The sequence below is a fragment of the Bacteroidota bacterium genome (assembly GCA_018831055.1).
GTDB lineage: Bacteria > Bacteroidota > Bacteroidia > Bacteroidales > B18-G4 > M55B132.
This window is the reverse complement of sequence record JAHJRE010000161.1, coordinates 1-19,005: the sequence shown is the minus strand read 5'-3', so window position 1 is coordinate 19,005 and position 19,005 is coordinate 1. Positions and strand designations below refer to the sequence as shown.

At 41.5% G+C, this 19,005-nt stretch carries 17 protein-coding genes and 1 tRNA gene; 16 read left to right on the top strand and 2 right to left on the bottom strand.

What is annotated here, in order from left to right; all coding sequences use genetic code 11:
• Positions 1 to 14: 14 nt before the first annotated feature.
• Positions 15 to 824: a glycogen/starch synthase gene (locus tag KKA81_10530; protein ID MBU2651360.1), complete on the bottom strand. Its 810-nt coding sequence runs from the start codon at positions 822 to 824 to the stop codon at positions 15 to 17.
• A gap of 210 nt (positions 825 to 1,034) precedes the next feature.
• Positions 1,035 to 1,946: a proline dehydrogenase family protein gene (locus KKA81_10525; protein MBU2651359.1), complete on the bottom strand. Its 912-nt coding sequence runs from the start codon at positions 1,944 to 1,946 to the stop codon at positions 1,035 to 1,037.
• Between the two features lie 205 nt (positions 1,947 to 2,151).
• Between KKA81_10525 and KKA81_10520 the strand changes: the two genes are divergently transcribed.
• The 16 genes from KKA81_10520 to KKA81_10445 form a co-directional block, all read left to right on the top strand.
• Positions 2,152 to 2,718, top strand: coding sequence for a DUF177 domain-containing protein (locus KKA81_10520; GenBank protein ID MBU2651358.1), 567 nt, complete (start codon positions 2,152 to 2,154; stop codon positions 2,716 to 2,718).
• A gap of 8 nt (positions 2,719 to 2,726) precedes the next feature.
• A complete protein-coding gene (gene rpmF / locus KKA81_10515; protein ID MBU2651357.1) occupies positions 2,727 to 2,912 on the top strand; it encodes a 50S ribosomal protein L32 in 186 nt (61 codons plus the stop codon).
• 35 nt (positions 2,913 to 2,947) lie between these two features.
• Positions 2,948 to 3,949 carry a ketoacyl-ACP synthase III gene (locus tag KKA81_10510; protein MBU2651356.1) on the top strand — a complete coding sequence of 334 codons (1,002 nt, stop codon included), beginning with the start codon at positions 2,948 to 2,950 and terminating at the stop codon, positions 3,947 to 3,949.
• A 70-nt stretch (positions 3,950 to 4,019) separates the two neighbouring features.
• Positions 4,020 to 4,595: an RNA polymerase sigma factor gene (locus KKA81_10505; protein ID MBU2651355.1), complete on the top strand. Its 576-nt coding sequence runs from the start codon at positions 4,020 to 4,022 to the stop codon at positions 4,593 to 4,595.
• Positions 4,596 to 4,606: 11 nt separating this feature from the next.
• Positions 4,607 to 5,038, top strand: a complete 432-nt coding sequence (locus KKA81_10500; protein ID MBU2651354.1) for a hypothetical protein — start codon at positions 4,607 to 4,609, stop codon at positions 5,036 to 5,038.
• Between the two features lie 20 nt (positions 5,039 to 5,058).
• On the top strand, positions 5,059 to 5,937 hold the full coding sequence (locus KKA81_10495) for a fructosamine kinase family protein (GenBank protein ID MBU2651353.1): 879 nt from the start codon (positions 5,059 to 5,061) through the stop codon (positions 5,935 to 5,937).
• 89 nt (positions 5,938 to 6,026) lie between these two features.
• Positions 6,027 to 7,739 carry a glutamine--tRNA ligase/YqeY domain fusion protein gene (locus KKA81_10490; protein ID MBU2651352.1) on the top strand — a complete coding sequence of 571 codons (1,713 nt, stop codon included), beginning with the start codon at positions 6,027 to 6,029 and terminating at the stop codon, positions 7,737 to 7,739.
• 38 nt (positions 7,740 to 7,777) lie between these two features.
• Positions 7,778 to 7,850: transfer RNA gene (locus KKA81_10485), tRNA-Gln, on the top strand.
• 249 nt (positions 7,851 to 8,099) lie between these two features.
• Positions 8,100 to 8,939, top strand: coding sequence for a hypothetical protein (locus tag KKA81_10480; protein ID MBU2651351.1), 840 nt, complete (start codon positions 8,100 to 8,102; stop codon positions 8,937 to 8,939).
• Positions 8,940 to 9,068: 129 nt separating this feature from the next.
• Positions 9,069 to 9,653 (top strand): T9SS type A sorting domain-containing protein, encoded by a 585-nt coding sequence (locus KKA81_10475; GenBank protein ID MBU2651350.1) that lies wholly within the window; start codon positions 9,069 to 9,071, stop codon positions 9,651 to 9,653.
• A gap of 192 nt (positions 9,654 to 9,845) precedes the next feature.
• Positions 9,846 to 11,768, top strand: a complete 1,923-nt coding sequence (locus KKA81_10470) for a sensor histidine kinase (GenBank protein MBU2651349.1) — start codon at positions 9,846 to 9,848, stop codon at positions 11,766 to 11,768.
• A gap of 65 nt (positions 11,769 to 11,833) precedes the next feature.
• Positions 11,834 to 12,478 (top strand): response regulator transcription factor, encoded by a 645-nt coding sequence (locus KKA81_10465; GenBank protein ID MBU2651348.1) that lies wholly within the window; start codon positions 11,834 to 11,836, stop codon positions 12,476 to 12,478.
• Positions 12,479 to 12,567: 89 nt separating this feature from the next.
• A complete protein-coding gene (locus tag KKA81_10460; protein MBU2651347.1) occupies positions 12,568 to 13,521 on the top strand; it encodes a hypothetical protein in 954 nt (317 codons plus the stop codon).
• Between the two features lie 378 nt (positions 13,522 to 13,899).
• Positions 13,900 to 16,182, top strand: coding sequence for a GH92 family glycosyl hydrolase (locus tag KKA81_10455; protein ID MBU2651346.1), 2,283 nt, complete (start codon positions 13,900 to 13,902; stop codon positions 16,180 to 16,182).
• A 143-nt stretch (positions 16,183 to 16,325) separates the two neighbouring features.
• Complete coding sequence (locus KKA81_10450) at positions 16,326 to 17,453, top strand: ATP-binding protein (GenBank protein MBU2651345.1); 1,128 nt, start codon at positions 16,326 to 16,328, stop codon at positions 17,451 to 17,453.
• Between the two features lie 269 nt (positions 17,454 to 17,722).
• On the top strand, positions 17,723 to 19,005 hold a 1,283-nt coding region (locus tag KKA81_10445; GenBank protein ID MBU2651344.1), incomplete at its 3' end, for a T9SS type A sorting domain-containing protein.

Genomic DNA, 19,005 nt, shown 5'->3' with positions numbered 1-19,005 from the left:
AGCGCGTAATCGTTTCATTCATTTAACACCTTATCGTAAAATGCAGAATAGGCATCAATATATTTGTCGGAAGACTGAAAATCCAGGATAGGTTTTCCAGACTGAACAATATGCTCTCTCACTTCATCATTTACGTTTTCCGCCCCGAAAATCACGGCGTCCGAAAAATCAATGGCCATTCTGGACATATTAACGAAATTGGGCTCCTTCAAGTGTGCAAGATCTTTATTTGTTATGCCTTCGATCTTGACTTTTTTCGCAAAATTAGCATTTAACGTTTCACTAAAGTCGTCATCATAAAACGAATAAATGACTTTTGATTCGGCAAATAAAGGATTATCTCGATAAGTTCTCTTAACGTATATAGGAACAAGGGAGGTAAACCAACCATGACAATGAATGATATTAGGACTCCATCCCAGCTTTTTTACCGTCTCCAGAACTCCACGGTTGAAGAATATCACTCTTTCATCATTGTCATTGAAAAAAACACCATTTTTATCCCGTTGTATAAATTTTCTATGAAAATAGTCTTCATTGTCGATAAAGTAAACCTGCATACGGGCTTGCTGGATGGATGCTACTTTAATGATGAGAGGGTGGTCGGTATCATCAATGATCAGGTTCATCCCCGAAAGCCGGATGACTTCGTGCAATTGATTTCTTCTTTCATTGATGTTTCCATACCTGGGCATAAAAGTCCGGATTTCCTTTCCCCTTTCCTGAATGCCCTGGGGCAAATGCCTGGAAATCTTACCCATAGGAGTTTCATCCAGATATGGTACGATTTCCTGTGAGATGTATAATACCCTGACTTTTTCCATTATCGTGGTTATTTCATCCGTAATGCTCTTCTTAAACCAGTGATAAATAATCCCTTAACATGAAATCTATCTTCCGACTCTTTTTAGAACGGTATATTTTTCTATGGTTTAAAATGAGAAAATGCAAAAATATGAAAAAACCAGCAGATAATCAATTACATATTTATTTCTAAAAAATGTGTGAGTGATTTTCATCCGGGTAAATGATCATCATCCCCTTATGAATAAAGCCTTTATAATGTGAAATGCCATTTTGGGGTTTTCTTTTAGCCTGCGTGTGGAATAAGCAAACCATTGTAAGCCGAAAGGAACATAAATACGCATTGTATGTCCCTTTTCGACAATAGATTTTCTTAATTCAGGGGTTACTCCGTACAACATTTGAAACTCATACATGTTCCTGGGAACATTATATTTCTCAATAAGCCTGAATGCACCTTCCACCACAAACTTATCATGTGTAGCAATAGCAGCGTAAATCTTGTTCTTAAACATAAACTCAATGTCTTCCAGGAAATGCTGGTTGATCTCATCCTTATCCTTGTACGCAATCTTTTCCGGCTCCACATATATCCCTTTACAAATACGGTAATTAATCGGTACGTCTGCCGTATTCAGATCGTTTAATCCCTTGATATCATCCAGGGTGCGTTTAAGATAAACCTGGAAAACAAGCCCGACATTTTTGGGGAATTCTTTCTTAAGCTTCCTGAAAAGCTCGATTTCCATGTCAGTACATTGAGAATCTTCCATATCGACCCTTACAAAATTATTGTAAGAAGCAGCCTTAGCTACTATCTCGCGAATATGCCTGTAACATACATCTTTGTCGATAAGTAATCCAAACATTGTTGGCTTAAGCGAGTAATTTCCATCAATGTTCTCCTTCTGAACCGTTTCAATAATGTTCAGATACTCATTTTTGTTTTCCTCTGCCTGATCAAGCCTCGTGATAAACTCCCCCAAAAGGTCAATGGTCACCTTAATCCCTTGTGTATTGAATTCCTTCGAAACCCTTATGGCATCCTTTATGTCAATACCGGCAATATATCTTTTGGAAAAAATCCAAACCAGCCTCTTGGGCATATAAGGCAAGATCAATGCAATCATCCTGTTAAACATAGTACTTAGAATTAGAGTTTATTGAACAAAATAAGTTATATACCATCTTATGGTATTAACAGGCTGCAAAATAAACACTAAATTTTCATTTGGTAAAATCTTTTGTTAATTTTTTAACAATAAAGAAAATAAACCAATAAACACCATAACAAAAGGGATTAAATAATTAGACAAGATTTGTAATTCATAAGATTAATGTTTACTTTTGCAGGCCGAATTTTTTAAGGAGGGTAAGAATGTGGCATACCTGGATCAGTTTATAATCCCCTATTACGGATTAAAGCCGGGTTGGCACCATTACGATTTTGAGATTGAAGATGCGTTCTTTGAAGCTTTTGAGTATTCGGAAATACATAAAGGTAAGATCATGATCAGTGTTGACCTCGAAAAACAGGAGAGGATGTTCATCTTACATTTTGACATTAAGGGTATTTTGAGTATCCCCTGCGACCGCTGTCTGGATGACTACGACCAATACATAGAAGGCAAGGAGCAACTGATTATCAAACTCGGAAATGCCCGCAGGGAGGATGCACATGACATCCTGGTAATTCCTGAAAATGAGCATAGTTTCAACATCAGTCCTTTCATCTATGAATACCTTGTTTTGTTACTCCCGGCCCGGAGGGTACACCCGGATGATGAAAACGGGAATTCAACCTGTAATCCTGAAGTACTTGCAATACTTGAAAAGCTACGCTATCAGCCTAAAACTGACCCACGATGGGAAGGATTGAATCAATTAAAAAATGATCATAACAATACAAATTAACAGATAAAATGGCACATCCTAAAAGAAAAACTTCGAAGACAAGAAGGGATAAGAGAAGGACACATTATAAAGCCACTGCTCCAACACTGGCTACCTGCCCTGCGACTGGAACTGTACATCTTTATCACAGAGCTTATTATGTAGACGGTGACCTTTACTATAAAGGCAAACTCGTAATGGCGAAAGGCGAATAAAGAACGGATTCCCAACAACACTGAACAATCAGATAATGCAACGCATCAGAGCAAACATCACCGGAATTCACGGATGGGTTCCGGATTATATTCTTTCTAACAAGGAGCTGGAAAAAATGGTGGATACCACCGATGAATGGATCATGACCCGCACCGGTATCAAAGAAAGAAGAATTTTACGGGAACCCGGAAAAGGTACTTCGGATATCGGTGCCGAAGTCGTTAAAGGGCTCCTCGAAAAAACAAATACCAACCCGAAAGAAATCGAATTGCTCATTTGTGCGACTGTTACTCCGGATTATGCGTTTCCGGCAACAGCCAATATCATCAGCGATAAAGCGGGTCTTGTTAATGCCTGGTCGTACGATATCAATGCAGCCTGCTCTGGTTTCCTCTACGCACTGGAAACCGCTTCCCGTTTTATTGAGACAGGGGATTACAAAAAGGTGATTGTTGTCGGAGCGGAAAAAATGTCCTGCATGGTCGATTATACCGACCGTGCTACCTGTGTCATCTTCGGAGACGGAGGCGGTGCCGTTCTTCTGGAACCCACAACAGAAAACTATGGCGTGATCGATTCTATCCTTAAAACCGATGGCTCCGGCCGAATTCACCTGTACCAGAAAGGTGGCGGCTCTGTTAAACCGGCTTCGTTCAGAACCGTCGCCGCCAAAGAACATTTTATTTACCAGGAAGGTCAGCAGGTATTTAAATTCGCCGTTACAAATATGGCGGATGTTTCTGTGGAAATCATGAAACGGAATGGCCTTGAAAGTAATGATGTTAACTGGCTTGTCCCACACCAGGCAAACCTGCGCATCATCGAAGCCACCGCCCGCCGTATGGGAATCAAAAAAGAACAGGTTATGATCAATATCCAGAAATACGGCAATACTACCTCCGGGACCATCCCTATTTGCCTCTGGGAATGGGAAGATCAACTGAAAAAAGGAGATAACATTATTCTTTCTGCCTTTGGTGGCGGTTTTACCTGGGGCTCCGTTTATGTGAAATGGTCACTCGACGGGAAAAAATAGTTTACACCCACCCAGGTTTTCTGCAATATTTTATGTAACTCTGAAGTTTTCTGGTCGTCTAACCAATTAAATGGGACTCCTGAAAGATTCATATTATGTTACGCAGGTATTAAAAGGCAATGTTGCTGCCTTTGCATTCCTGGTTGATAAACATAAAGATTCCATTTTTAACCTGGCTTACCGGATCACCGGGAACCGGGAAGATGCGGAAGAAATTGCCCAGGATGCCTTCCTGAAAGCTTTTCAGAAACTGGATACCTTCAGGAAACAAGCGAAATTCTCAACATGGCTGTATCGTATTGCTTTCAACCTGGCAATATCCAAAACCAGAAAGAAAAAAACAGAAATTACCGAACTAAATGAGAAACATTTCGATCAGTACATCCTGGATGACGTTAGATACGAAATCATGGAATCCGATGAAGAAGATGTGATCAAAATGTTGCATCATGCTATGGATGAGCTGGATACACAGGAACTTGCACTCACAACACTTTTTTATTACGAAGGGAAGAGTATTGACGATATCAGCGAAATTACCGGGATTACCCCCGGAAATGTTAAGGTCAGACTCCATCGAACACGAAAAAAGTTGTATGCGATCTTACACAGAATTATGAGCACTCAGGAAGTTTACCCGACATAAAGCTTATTATCATGAACAAAACTAATAATATTCAGGATGAGTTTCTGACCAGGCTGGTCAGAAAAACAGGATCAGGATCTCCTTCTCCGGATTTCACAGAGAAGGTAATGAATAAAATATATGCTGACAAAGCTGTTCAAAATGAAAAACAAGCGGGCCTGTTTTCTTTGGGATCCTGGATATGGATTTCTGCAGCAGTTATTATAATAACCATGGTGTTGTTGTTTGCCGATTTCGGGTTTATCAATAATATCTTCGAAAACCTAAACAGCCGTAACCTGCAATTTTTCAACCTGCTTGCCAACATAAAAAACACACTTAGTGAGGCGTTTCAAACCATAAGGTTTTCTTCTTTATCCCTCATTATTCTTATTTCAGCTCTGAGCTTATTTATCCTCGACAGAGCAATTCGCAAAATCAGGGCATTTTATTTCTGCTTTTAATATAACTTTAGGGCAAAAAAATGTTGCCCGATGATTTTCTCCTTTTCTTATCCGGCCGATTAAGCACCATTGAATCCCATCCGGTAAAAATCGATAAAAGCAGACCTGTTGCAGGAGGAGATATTAATGATGCCTACCTGTTAATGGGTAACTCCCGTTCCTGGTTTGTTAAAACAAACAACGCAAAACGATACCCGGGTATGTTCGAAACCGAAGCCAGGGGGTTGCAAATCCTCGAAGCAGCCGGCTCACTGAAGGTTCCCCGGGTGATCGAAAGCGGTAATTACCAGTCCTTTAGTTTTCTTATCCTGGAGTATCTTTCTTCAGGTAGCAGGAAAGAAAGTTACTGGAGAGATCTGGGACAGGGGCTTGCATCCCTTCACAGGAAGACTGACCATAGTTTCGGACTGGATCACGATAATTATATCGGTTCCCTCCCCCAATCCAACCGGCGAAAAAAATCCTGGGTCGAATTCTTCATACAGGAAAGGCTGGAAATACAACTCCAAAGGGCCATTGATACAGGCATGGCCGGACAGGAGGACTCACGCAATTTCCAACGTTTATTCAACAAACTGGATTCACTTTTCCCTGTTGAACCACCGTCATTGCTTCATGGCGATCTCTGGGGCGGGAACCATATGACAGGCCCGCACGGGGAACCGGTAATTATCGATCCTGCGGTTTACTATGGACACAGGGAAATGGATCTTGCGATGAGCAGGCTTTTCGGTGGTTTCCAGGAAGAGTTTTACATTTCCTACAATGATCATTATCCATTGGAACCAGGATGGAGGGAAAGGTCCGATATCTGTAACCTCTATCCCCTGCTTGTACATGCAAATCTTTTCGGACAAGGATATATGGGCTCCGTGCGTTCCATCGTCAGAAGGTTTTGATCTATCTATTCTTCAATTTATGGAGAGCTTTGATTCAAACCGAATTATATCTTATTTTTGCCCCTTAATTTTCTTTATTTATAATCCCTATGAACGAAAACAACCAGAACCAGAACAAAGAGGAACGTTCTCTCAACTTCATCGAACAGATCATTGAAGAAGATATCCGGAACAATAAAAACGAAAGCAGGGTGCACACCCGTTTCCCCCCGGAACCCAATGGTTACCTTCATATAGGTCATGCGAAATCGATATGCCTCAATTTTGGCCTGGGAATAAAATACAACGGTCTCACAAATCTGAGATTCGACGATACCAATCCTACCAAAGAAGAGGAAGAATATGTTCAATCGATCATGCAGGATGTAAGATGGCTGGGATTCGATTGGAAAGACCGTCTTTATTATGCTTCCGATTATTTCGACCAGCTTTATGAATGGGCTGAGAAGTACATCAGGGAAGGTAAAGCTTATGTTGATGACCAGCCTGTGGAAGATATCAGGGAGCAAAGGGGTACTGTGACCAAAGCAGGAAAAGAAAGCCCATTCCGTAACCGCAGCGTTGAAGAGAATCTCGATCTCTTCCGCAGGATGAAAGCAGGAGAATTCCCCGATGGCAGCCGGGTACTCAGGGCTAAAATTGATATGGCTTCTCCCAATATGCACATGCGTGATCCGGTGATGTACAGGATACTTCATGCCCATCACCACCGCACAGGAGATAAATGGTGCATTTATCCTATGTACGACTGGGCCCATGGACAGTCCGACTTCCTGGAAGGAATCACACACTCCATATGTACGCTTGAATTTGAGATACACAGGCCATTGTATGACTGGTTCCTGGATCAGATCGTAGAACCCGGTGCATATCGCCCCCGGCAGATTGAATTCGCCAGGCTGAACCTGAGTTATACCGTGATGAGCAAACGTAAACTGCTTGAACTGGTAAAAGAAGGTTTGGTTGACGGATGGGATGATCCCAGGATGCCTACCATTTCCGGACTCAGGCGCAGGGGATATACACCGGAATCCATCCGCAACTTTGCCGACAGGATTGGAGTAGCAAAAAGAGATAATGTGATCGATGTAGCCCTCCTGGAATACAGCGTGAGGGAAGACCTGAATAAAAAGGCCGATCGCAGGATGGTTGTGCTGAACCCCCTGAAAATCACGATAACAAACTTCCCGGAAGATAAGGTGGAAGAACTTGATGCCGTCAACAACCCGGAAGATGAGACCAGGGGGAAAAGAAAGATAACTTTTTCCAGGGAACTATATATCGAGCGTGAAGATTTCATGGAAGACCCACCGAAGAAGTTTTACAGGCTTTCGCCGGGAAATGAGGTAAGGCTCAAGTATGCCTATATCATCCGCTGCGACGAAGTAGTTAAGGATCCTGTTACCGGTGAAATTGTGGAACTGAAATGCAGTTACGACCCTGAAACAAAAAGCGGCGGAGCCAGAAGCGATAAAAAAGTCAAGGCAACCCTGCACTGGGTAGACGCCAGGGATGCACGGGATGTGGAAGTAAGACTATACGACAGGCTATTTATGACAGAAACCCCTGATGAAGCGGAAGAGGGAAAGGATTTCAGATCCAACCTGAACCCCGATTCGCTTAAGATCATCACCGCAAAGGCCGAGTCATCGGTAAAAGAAGCCAAACCGGGTGATAAGTTCCAGTTCGAGCGAATTGGTTATTTCTGCGTTGACACGAAATACACTACTTCCGGGCATATTGTCTTTAACAGGACAGTACCCCTCAAGGATGCATGGACAAAAATCAGTAAAACTACCTAAGAAATAAAAAAATATTTTTACTATATTTGCCGCATCATTGCCCGATGGTGTAACTGGCAACACGTCTGACTCTGGATCAGAAGAGTTCAGGTTCGACCCCTGATCGGGCAACGAAAGATTATTAGAAGCTGACAGTTTATTTCTGTCAGCTTTTTTTATTGGTTGCACACCGACCAGGGGGAGACCTGTCACGACGAATGAAATAAGGAGGGGAGCCTGCCCCGCTAAGTGAAGCGAAAGCGAGGACCCCTGATCAGGCAACGATGGAAATCACGAAACCGATGTTTTTTTGAAGCATCGGTTTTTGCATATATATATCAGAATTTATTCATATTTTAGTCGGAAAAAAATTCTAAAATTATGAAACCAATTAGCGTCTTTTCCATATTTGTCTTATTTCTTTCATTCAATCTGTTCTCACAGACGCCAGGTTCCCTTGACACGGACTTTGGCATTGATGGTGTAAGAACCATTCATTATCCAGGACAAAATGCCAGAGCTTATGATATTGCTTTTCAGTCTGATGGGAAAATGGTACTTTGCGGATTGAAAGGAGCATCCGGTTCCGGATGGAATGTGTATTCTGCAAGACTCGATCATGACGGCTATGTTACATCTTATGGAAATATGCCGAATTATTTCTTTCATGATATGGGAGATGTTTCTGAAGGAAGATGTATTGCCGTTTTGCCCGATGACAGAATTTTAATTGCAGGAGAACGTAATTATGAGCATGTATTCTTGATGAGATTAACTCAGGATGGAATCTTAGATGGTTCTATGGGCGGAGGAAATGGTTATTTTATTTATTTGGAATTGAATAATGTGGAAGATATGATAACTCTAACCGAAGGTAGCGACACATATGTTTTTTTTGCGGGATTTTACCAGGATTCTCCTGATCATTTCCCTGTTATTATAAAAACAGACCAGGATGGATATAATGTAACTAGTTTTGGAGATAATGGTGTTTTTAGGCTTGAATCTGTAAATGCGAAGATCTATTGTATCGATATAGATCTTGAAACAGGTATGATATATATCGCCGGAGAATCAGGTGATGAAGGTTTTATCCTGCGATGCAATGAATTGGGACAACTTGACCCTGCTTTTGGAGGCAGCGGCTATATCACCCTCCCCCCTCCTGAAGCAACTGACTTCAAAATAAATAAAATAATTGTGGATCAGGATAATCTTTAAGATACTTCATTTAAATATGCTGAATCAAACGTATTATATAATGACTATGACGATATTTATGCCTGCAGGGTAAACACAAATGGAACCCTGAATACAAATTTTGGAGTCAACGGATGGTCCTTTCTGCACATGGAAAGAGAAGATAAGATTTATGATGCAGTGCAGCAATCAGACGGGAAATACTATTTTGGGGGAAGTTCGGACTTCTACAGTGGACCACCTGATTTCTTTAATGGAAGAACAAGTCATTATGGTTTTTTTGATCCTTCTTATGGATCATCAGGAATGGTACATACGGACCTGGGAGGTGATGAGTATTGCAGCAGCTTGTTGCTTGATGAAGAAGAAGGCAGATTAATAGCTTGTGGTATAGGAACCGACTCAGATGAAATGGTCCATGTCGCATGCTATCACACGGGCTTTTTCGTTCATTCAGAGGAAAATGTGAAGGATATATCCGTTAATATTTTTCCAAATCCAATCCTAAGCAACAATATAAACTTGAGCATTAACCTTTCAAGGGCAAAACCCATAAATTATTCTTTATGCTCAATGGATGGAAAAGAAATCCTGAGTAATTACCTCGGGAATTTAACTCAGGGAAATCACGAAATATCGATATCATTGCCTGCAAATGCACAAAATGGGATATATCTCCTAAAGGTTAATTCAAATGAATTTGTAATTCATAAAAAACTGGTCTTTTGCAGGTGATTTGAGTCTTTAGACAGAGGATTTTTATTGGTTTACAGGCTCATTTCGCTCCTTCTGATGCCACTTAAATTTTGCTGTGTTTCAGAACATTTACATGAACCTGAACAATTTTATTTCATTCTTGTATTTATATAAGTACGATGATTTATTCTTTGAAAACAATTATATTAAGGAACAATCTACATTGACTGCATGAAAAATTTCTTCTTATCAATCTCAATATATCTGCCTGCATTGTTCCTTCTAAATCTAATTAACTGCGTTTATTCTCAGAACTCATCCATTGACAGCCTTATTATTAAAGCATCCAAAGCATCTGGCAAGGAAAAAGCCCTGCTCTATTCAGACATCAGCTACTATACCAGCTTCAATGACACAGAACTATCGCTGGAATACGCCCAAAAATGCCTTTCGGAAGCGCTATTAACCGGTGATTCGCTTTTGATTGCCGAAGGATACAATGCCCTCACCATAGCCCATTATTCACAAAGCAATTTTCTAGAAGCTTTGGAAAACAATAGGAAAGCTCTTGAAATCCGACTGAGGCACGGAGATGATTACAGCCTTTTGTCCAGTTATAGCAAGATGTGCAACTGCCTGCATGAACTTGGCCGCTATGATGAGGCCATTTCCTGGTGCATAAAAGCATTGAATATTGCTGAAAATAATGACCTTACAAGGCAGGCAGGATTGATCAGCAACAATATTGCTGAGATCTTCTTAAAACAAAAGGAATACGGTAAGGCAAAGCAGTATTATGTTTCTTCCATTGAAATTGCCAGGAATGAAAATGACACCCTTGGCCTGGCAAAAGCGCTGATGAACCTTGGGATTCTTTTAAAAAATGAATCAAAACCCAATCAGTCAGATTCCATTTATCAAAAGGTTCAGGAATTAATTGCAGGTAAAGGATACCTGGATGTTGAAGCAGGGCTGTATATCAATTTGGGCGTTTTGTATAAAGAATGGGGACAAACTGCCAAAAGCATCGAATACTATAAAAAGGCGGAAGAGATATATCACCAAACCGGTGAAATCTATGGACTTTCAATCGTTTACTCAAACCTTGGTAACTCTTTCCTGGAAAGGGGAAACCTGAATGAAGCCCTGAAATATTACCAACAAGGACTGGAACTATCAAAACGAACCAACTCACTGGCCAGGATGATCAACGCTTATGAAGGAGTTACCCGGTATTACAGGACATCAGAAAATTATCAGCTGGCATATTTGAACGACAGTATTGCAGATGTTTTACGTGATTCTGCCTTCAGCATAGAGAAATCCAAAGTAATAGAAGAGTTAAATACCAGGTACGAGACAGAAAAGAAGGAGAAGCAACTGGCGGAACAAAAGATCATTCTGGCTGAACAGGAAGCCAGGGTTCAACGCCGGAATGCACAGTTGCTTGCGGTTTCAGGAGGAATTATAGTACTGTTGCTTCTCGCAGGAATCATTTACAGGAACCAAAAACTCAAACAGGAAAAACTGAAGCAACAGGTTGCCCTTGAAAAGGCGGAAACAAGAAACAGGATCCAGGAAGAAAAACTCAGGATATCGCGTGATTTGCATGATAATATCGGCTCACAACTCACTTTTATGATTTCCTCGCTGGACAACCTCGATTATATTAAGGATGAGAATAACCGTCGTGAGCGGATTTCCGGACTGACCCATTTTGCCAAAGATACCATGGCCCAGCTCCGGGAGACCATCTGGGCAATGAATTCTGAAAACATCGGCATGGAGCAACTATCCGGCAGGATTGCAGAATTCATCAACCATGCCAAAAAAGCATATCCACGCATCAATTTCAAAATCGAAAGCAACCCGGGAACAAAAGAGTTCAGCTCAAATCAGGCAATACACATTTACAGAATTGTACAGGAAGCCATCAACAATGCCTTGAAACATGCAGAGGCCAAAAACATTCATTTTATTGCCGGTAGAAATGAAATTACCGTTGTTGATGATGGTAAGGGCTTTGACAGGAATGCATTACCTGCAGGAAATGGATTGTCAAATATGGAGAAAAGAATACAGGAAGCAGGTTTCAGGTTACAAATTGATGCTCAGCCTGGGAAGGGAACATCAGTGACCATAACGTTTTCCTGAGAATACGCAGGATATCGTATTTCATGGAAACCATTGTCAATGTAGTTTTGTAAAAATTTTTAACTATGATAAAGGTTGCATTAGCTGAAGACAATAATTTCCTGGCAGCATCCATAGAAGAAAAGATTTCCTTTTTCCATGACCTGAAATTCAAATTCTGGGGAGAGAATGGAAAAGAATTACTGCACAAGCTGGAGGCTGATCACAATATCGATGTTGTTTTAATGGACATTCAAATGCCTGAGATGGATGGGATCAAAGCAACAGAATTGTTAAAGAAAAAATATCCCCATATACGCATCATCATGCTCACCGTTTTTGATGATGACGAAAATATTTTCAGGTCCATCCGTGCCGGTGCAGATGGATATCTTCTGAAGGATGCTTCTCCGGACGACCTTTATAAAAGCATACAGGAAATCATGGAGGGAGGTGCTCCCATGACCCCTTCCATCGCCCTGAAAGCATTGAAAATGCTAAGGGAGCCACTTCCTGATAATGATGAAGAATCACAAAATTACCAATTGACCCAAAGAGAAACCGAGATCCTGGAGCACCTCAGCCGTGGCTTGAATTATGGGGAAATTGCTTCCAACCTTTTCATAAGCAATGGAACTGTAAGAAAACATGTTGAGAATATTTACCGTAAGTTGCAGGTCCACAACAAACTGGAAGCAGTCAACCTGGCCAGGAAGGAAAGACTTATATAAATAATACGATCTTTTGCGTATTGCTGGCATCCTTCTCCCACCATAAATTTGCGATAAATTAATTAAGTCTAATTTAAAAATTGCAAATCATGAAAACAAGGATTATACTGTTATTAAGCCTCTTTATTGCAGGAACACTGATGGGTCAGCAAAACTGGAATAAGGTGGATTTTGAAAAGGAATATAAAAGAAAGGTAAAGATCGGTGGAGCTGCAGCGAAGTCGTTAAAGAACAATAAAACTTTTATTTCGAATTATGCCGTTTCACAGGCAACTACGATGACGGGGTCCAATACCTCTTCAACAAAAGCTGTTTATTCTGAAGTCAGTCTGGGTGGCCTCACCAATGAAAGCTATCTTCAGATGACCAATGAGCTTTATGAAGAATTTGTCAAAGAACTTACGGCAGCAGGCTTGCAGATCACGGATGGAACGGATGTATTGGCATCTGAGTTTGTCCAGGAAAAAATGTCTAAAGACAAAGGAAGCGATTTCATTGGATCCACGGGAGACCAACCCTATTATGAAGGAAAAAAGAAAATAACCGACGGAGCCATACCAGGTTATACTGCCTGGGCGGTAACCAGAGACATAACCTTCAGGCCGGCTAACAAGAATATTTATTATACCTCAAACATCATTAAATCAGGGAATTTCTACCAGAAATTGTCAACCAGGGAGGATGTAAACCTCCTGGATGTCAATTATTTTGTTGCTTTTGCTTCTTTTGAGGGATCCAGAGGGTATAAAGACATAAAACTATCAACACAACCGGTAATGTCGGTTGGGGTTCAGATCAAACTGATCACACCAAATGGTTCCGGCAACTGGATAACTTACAGCAAAGGCATCTGGGGCAATGCCGACTGGTCGGAAGGAATTGTAAAAGGAAAGGATAACAAAAACGCTTCAGAAGCATTAGGACTTGCCCGTTCGGCAGAATATGACATTGCGGCCAATCCTGAAAAGTATGTTGAAGAGCTTAAAGCGATCATCATAAATCTGCAAAAAGATATTGTGAAGGGGATAAGGGAGGAGCTGTAGGACTCAGGAAAATTACTGGTTATTCATCACTCATCGACAATCGGCGAATTGATTAGGCGATTGTCGATGAGTTATTGGTATTGTCTAATTGGGGCATAACACGAAGGGGATTCCTCCCTTGCACCTCCACTTCGCTCCGGCGCGGCGGTCGGAATGACAGGAGTCGCTGCCTGTGTTTACAGTTTTAGCGAAGCGCCCTTTTATCCCGAAGGAGCGCCAGCGACTGAGGGATCCCCCTCAGAATTGCTGAAAGAACAATTCAAGGAAGCGATTGAGAAAATTCCAGCAAACTCTCTGCTAAATGCAGTTGAAATTCCAACCTAATTATTCAGTTTAATCACATTGAACATTACATTTGTGTAATCAAACCGGATTATTATGAGAAAAACCATGATATTAATCATGACAATCCTTTCAATAGGTGCGAAATCCCAGCAAAACGAAGACAACCCAGTCCATTACGTAAACCCCTTCATCGGCACACAACGCATGGGACATACCTTTCCCGGGGCTACCGTGCCTTTTGGTATGGTGCAGCTCAGTCCGGATACCGACACCGTTTCCTATGAAGACAATGGTCAGTATAACCGTCGTGTTTACGAATACTGCGCAGGCTACCAATACGATGACCCGACCATCGTCGGCTTCAGCCATACCCATTTCAGCGGTACCGGACATTCCGATCTTGGAGACATCCTTCTCATGCCAACTACGGGAGAACTTCAACTCAATCCAGGTACGGCTGATAATCCTGAAAGGGGTTACCGCTCACGGTTTTCCCATGAACAGGAAGGTGCAGAACCCAATTACTATTTTGCTGATCTGCTCGATTATGGCATCAAAGCAGAGCTGACCACCAGTACCAGGGTTGGTTTTCACCGGTATACATTCCCCGGATCAAAAGAGGCTCACATTATCCTGGATATGATCCATGGGATCTATAATTACGATGACAAAAACGTATGGACATTTATTCGGGTAGAAAATGATACATTAGTTACAGGTTACAGGATGACAAGTGGATGGGCAAGGACACGTACTGTCTTTTTCGCAATTGCTTTCAGCAAGCCTTTTAAATCTTATGGCCACAAGAAAGAGGATGGATCCATTTACAGGGGGTTTTACAGGAAGTTCCAGGAAGAAAAGGATTTCCCCGAAATGGCAGGAAGGAGTATCCGTGCCCATTTTGATTTTGAAACCCAGGAGGGGGAAGAAATCCTGGTAAAAGTTGCCCTTTCATCCGTCAGTACGGAAGGGGCATTAAAGAACCTGCAGGCTGAAATACCGCACTGGGATTTTGACCGGACCAAAGTGGAAGGGCAGCAACTATGGAAAGAAGAGCTATCCAAAGTAAAAGTAGAAACCCTGGATAATAAGGATAAGGTTGTGTTTTACACAGCCTTGTACCACACTTTTCTTTCTCCCATCCTGTATATGGATGTGGATGGCCGCTACCGGGGCCTCGATCAGAACATCCATCAGGCCGATGGTTTTACCAATTACACCATCTTCTCTCTTTGGGATACCTACCGGGCTCTGCACCCGCTGTTCAACCTCATCCAACCTGCCAGGAACCATGACATGATAGAATCCATGCTGGCACATTTTGATCAGAGTGTGCATCCGATGCTGCCTGTGTGGTCGCATTATGCCAACGAAAACTGGTGCATGATCGGTTACCACAGTGTATCCGTCATTGCAGACGCCATCAGTAAAGGTGTTTACACAAATGACCTTCCCCGTGCCCTTAAAGCCTGCGACAAAACCGCTACCTACGAACCCTATGATGGTATAGAATACTACCTGAATTATGGATATGTGCCCGAAGACCTGAACAGCAATTCGGTAAGCAAAACCCTGGAATATGCCTACGACGACTGGTGTATTGCCAGGATTGCCGAAAAGGCTGAAAATAAAGAAATTCAGGAACAGTATGAAAATCGCTCCGGCAATTACAGGAATGTTTTCAATCCTGAAAGCGGATTCATGCAACCAAAACTATCCGATGGAAGTTTCAGGAAAGAATTCGACCCGCTTGACACGCACGGACAAGGGTTCATTGAAGGAAACGCATGGAATTACGGCTTGTATGTACCGCATGATATTCCCGTGATGATTGAAATGATGGGAGGCAAAGAAGAATTCTCTTCCATGCTGGATCAACTGTTTTCTTCCGAACTGGATGACAAGCACATTGAGAAAAACGAGGACATTACCCGGGATGGTATTATAGGTATGTACGTCCATGGCAATGAACCCGGTCATCATATCCCCTACTTATACAACTGGGCGGATAGCCCCCACAAAACCCAGGAAAGGGTCAGGATAATCCTGGAAACCATGTATACCGATGAACCCAACGGGCTTTGTGGCAACGACGACTGCGGGCAGATGTCGGCCTGGTACATCTTCAGTGCCCTTGGATTTTATCCTGTTTGTCCGGGAAGCGAATACTATGCCCTGGGAAGCCCCTCTGTCAAATCCGCCACCATCCATCTTGAAAATGGGAACACCCTTCGCATTATTGCCAACAACCAGGGCAAAGACAATGTTTATGTGGAGAAAGTGCTTTTAAACGGGAAAAGGATAAAGGACCACCGGATTTCTTATCATGAGCTGGTGAAGGGTGGGGAGCTGGTGTTTAATATGTCAAATCAATAATTACTCAACACTCACCGACAAACGGCTAATCAATTGTCAACTAGTGATGAGAAATGTCTAATTGGGGCAAATTCAAAGGAGATTTATTTTATGCATTAAACTAAACAAATTTTATTAAATTTGTGCAGCAAACTATATAAATTATGATAATCCAACGAACCATAAAACAAAAAATAGAACAATTCTTATTTAAAGGCAAGGTAATCGTCATATATGGAGCAAGGCGTGTTGGTAAAACAACGCTTTGTAAACAATTATTGGATTCATCCACAAATTCCAAATACATCAACTGTGAGTTGCTTCAAAATAAAACTGCTCTGGAAACAACAAACAGTGAAATACTTAAGAACTATTTAGGAGATTATAACCTGGTGATTCTGGATGAGGCGCAAAACATTTCAAATATCGGTTCTGTTTTGAAAATCATTACTGACACTTTTCCTGAGATTCAGATTATTGCCACAGGTTCATCAAGCTTTGAACTTGGAAATCGGGTTATGGAACCATTGACCGGACGTTCCAGAGTCTTTCAATTATTTCCATTTTCTTTGACAGAGTTGAAAGAAGAACATAATTTTATTGGCATTCAAGCCAACCTGGAAAAAATGCTCCGCTTCGGCATGTACCCTGAAGTATTCCTGAAAACAGGAGATGACGCAATTGAAGAATTAAACAATATTGCAGGTAATTATTTGTATAAGGACATTCTTCAATACGAAAATCTGAAACGTTCTGATTTACTGATCAACCTGCTACGTGCCCTCGCATTGCAAATAGGCCATGAAATATCCCTGAACGAGTTGTCAAGGTTGCTTGGTGAAAATATAAACACCATTAAACGTTATATCGAGTTACTGGAAAAATCATTTGTAATTTTCCGCCTTCGGTCCTTCAGCAGAAATTTGCGCAATGAAATAGCCAAAGGACAGAAAATCTATTTCCTGGACCTGGGAATCAGGAATGCATTGATACAGAATTTCAATCCCTTGAATATGCGGAATGATGCAGGCGGATTGTGGGAGAATTTTTGTATCCTGGAAAGAATCAAGCACAACCAAAACACTAGGAAATTCGTCAACACCTATTTCTGGCGTACATACAATCAGAAGGAAATTGACTATATTGAGGAATCAGACGGAGAACTCCGGGCTTATGAGTTTAAGTATAGTGAAAAAGCCAAACCCAAGCCACCTTCAGACTTCCTTCAAAACTATCCAGGAAGCAGCTTTCAGGTAATTAATAAAGAGAATTTTTTTGGTTTCTTTTTGTGATTGATTTATCAAAACCGTGGGATTCCTTCTTCTGTTTCGCAAAAATTCACATAAAACTCACAGATGACATCTCCCCCGGGGGAGATGTCATCTGCTAAAAAATCGTCCATGTTTAATGAATATTCGTTCGATTGCTCATGACAACATATTCTATTACAGGTTTTTAGTACATTACTTTTCGCTTCGTTTCCTTGCATTTCTCTCCGGAGTTTTGTATTTTTCCATCCCGTTTCACGAGAACTGTGCAAATCCCGTTAACCCTTTCAGTCATGACTGTTTATAAAGATAAACAACGCTTTTACTATAAAAAAACCAGCGCTTCCTGGACAGGCCTGCAATACCGCTTCCACAACGCACCCGCTTTACCCGTATTGTTTCTTTCCTGGCTGGTCCTTTCCTGGACTTTTACCCCTTTGATCACCCAGGCATTGAAAAGCAATCCCGCTGTGGTTTACAGTAATCCGGGATCTTATCCCGGTGGAAACAAAAACACCATGCCTAAAGCCTTTCAGATGTCAATGACTCAAACAGCAACCATAACAGGCACGTACCAAGACAAAAAAAATAATCCAATAAAAAACGCTCAGATAGAATACACCCGAGAAGGACAAATAATCGCGAGCGACGTAACAGACGAAAACGGCCAATACGAAATGGATGTATTAATGGTAGGAATAACAAATCTGGAAAACGAACAAGAAGAATTCTTAAAACAAAACAAGCCAAACCCCTTCACAAGCCAAACAACCATCGAAGCAAACATCGAAGAAGAAGGAATAATAAGCATCTACGACCTGAACGGGAAACTACAAGCCAGACAAGCACTGGAAGAACAAGAAAACTACACACTCCAATGGGACAAGCCAACAGGAATATACATCTACAACCTAACAACCAACAACAAGACAGAAAGCAAAAAAATGATCTTTCAAGAAAACACGAACGCACAAATAACAATCACAACAAATAATTCTGCAATAAAAACAACAATGAAAAACTGGACGAGCACCCAAGACACGCTCAAATACCAGAAAGACAACACCACAACAATCAACCAGCCAATCGAACTGCAAGGAGACACAACCATACTGCAAACAGGCAACCCAGGACCAAACGAATACAACCCCATACCAAACACGAACGGACTGCAAGGAGACACCCTGGAATGGAACCTGCAAACACATGTTTACAACGACGAAGAAACAAGCCAATACACAACCACAACGCCAGAAACATGGATTAGCAACGACACCCTATACCACATAATACAAGCAGGCACAAACCCTGTAAACGTGAAAGCAACAGACCTCACAGACCCAAACCTTGAAATAATGATCAATTTCAACGTCACAAGCACAGGCACAAGCAACCAGCCACCAGTCGCAGTTGACGATAATGCAGGTGTTGATGAAGACAATGACGTGACGATAGACGTATTAACGAATGACTACGACCCAGACGGAAGCCTAATACCTTCAAGCGTAGCAGTGATAAATGCACCTGCACACGGCGTTACAAATGTTAATGCGAATGGTTCGATTGTTTACACGCC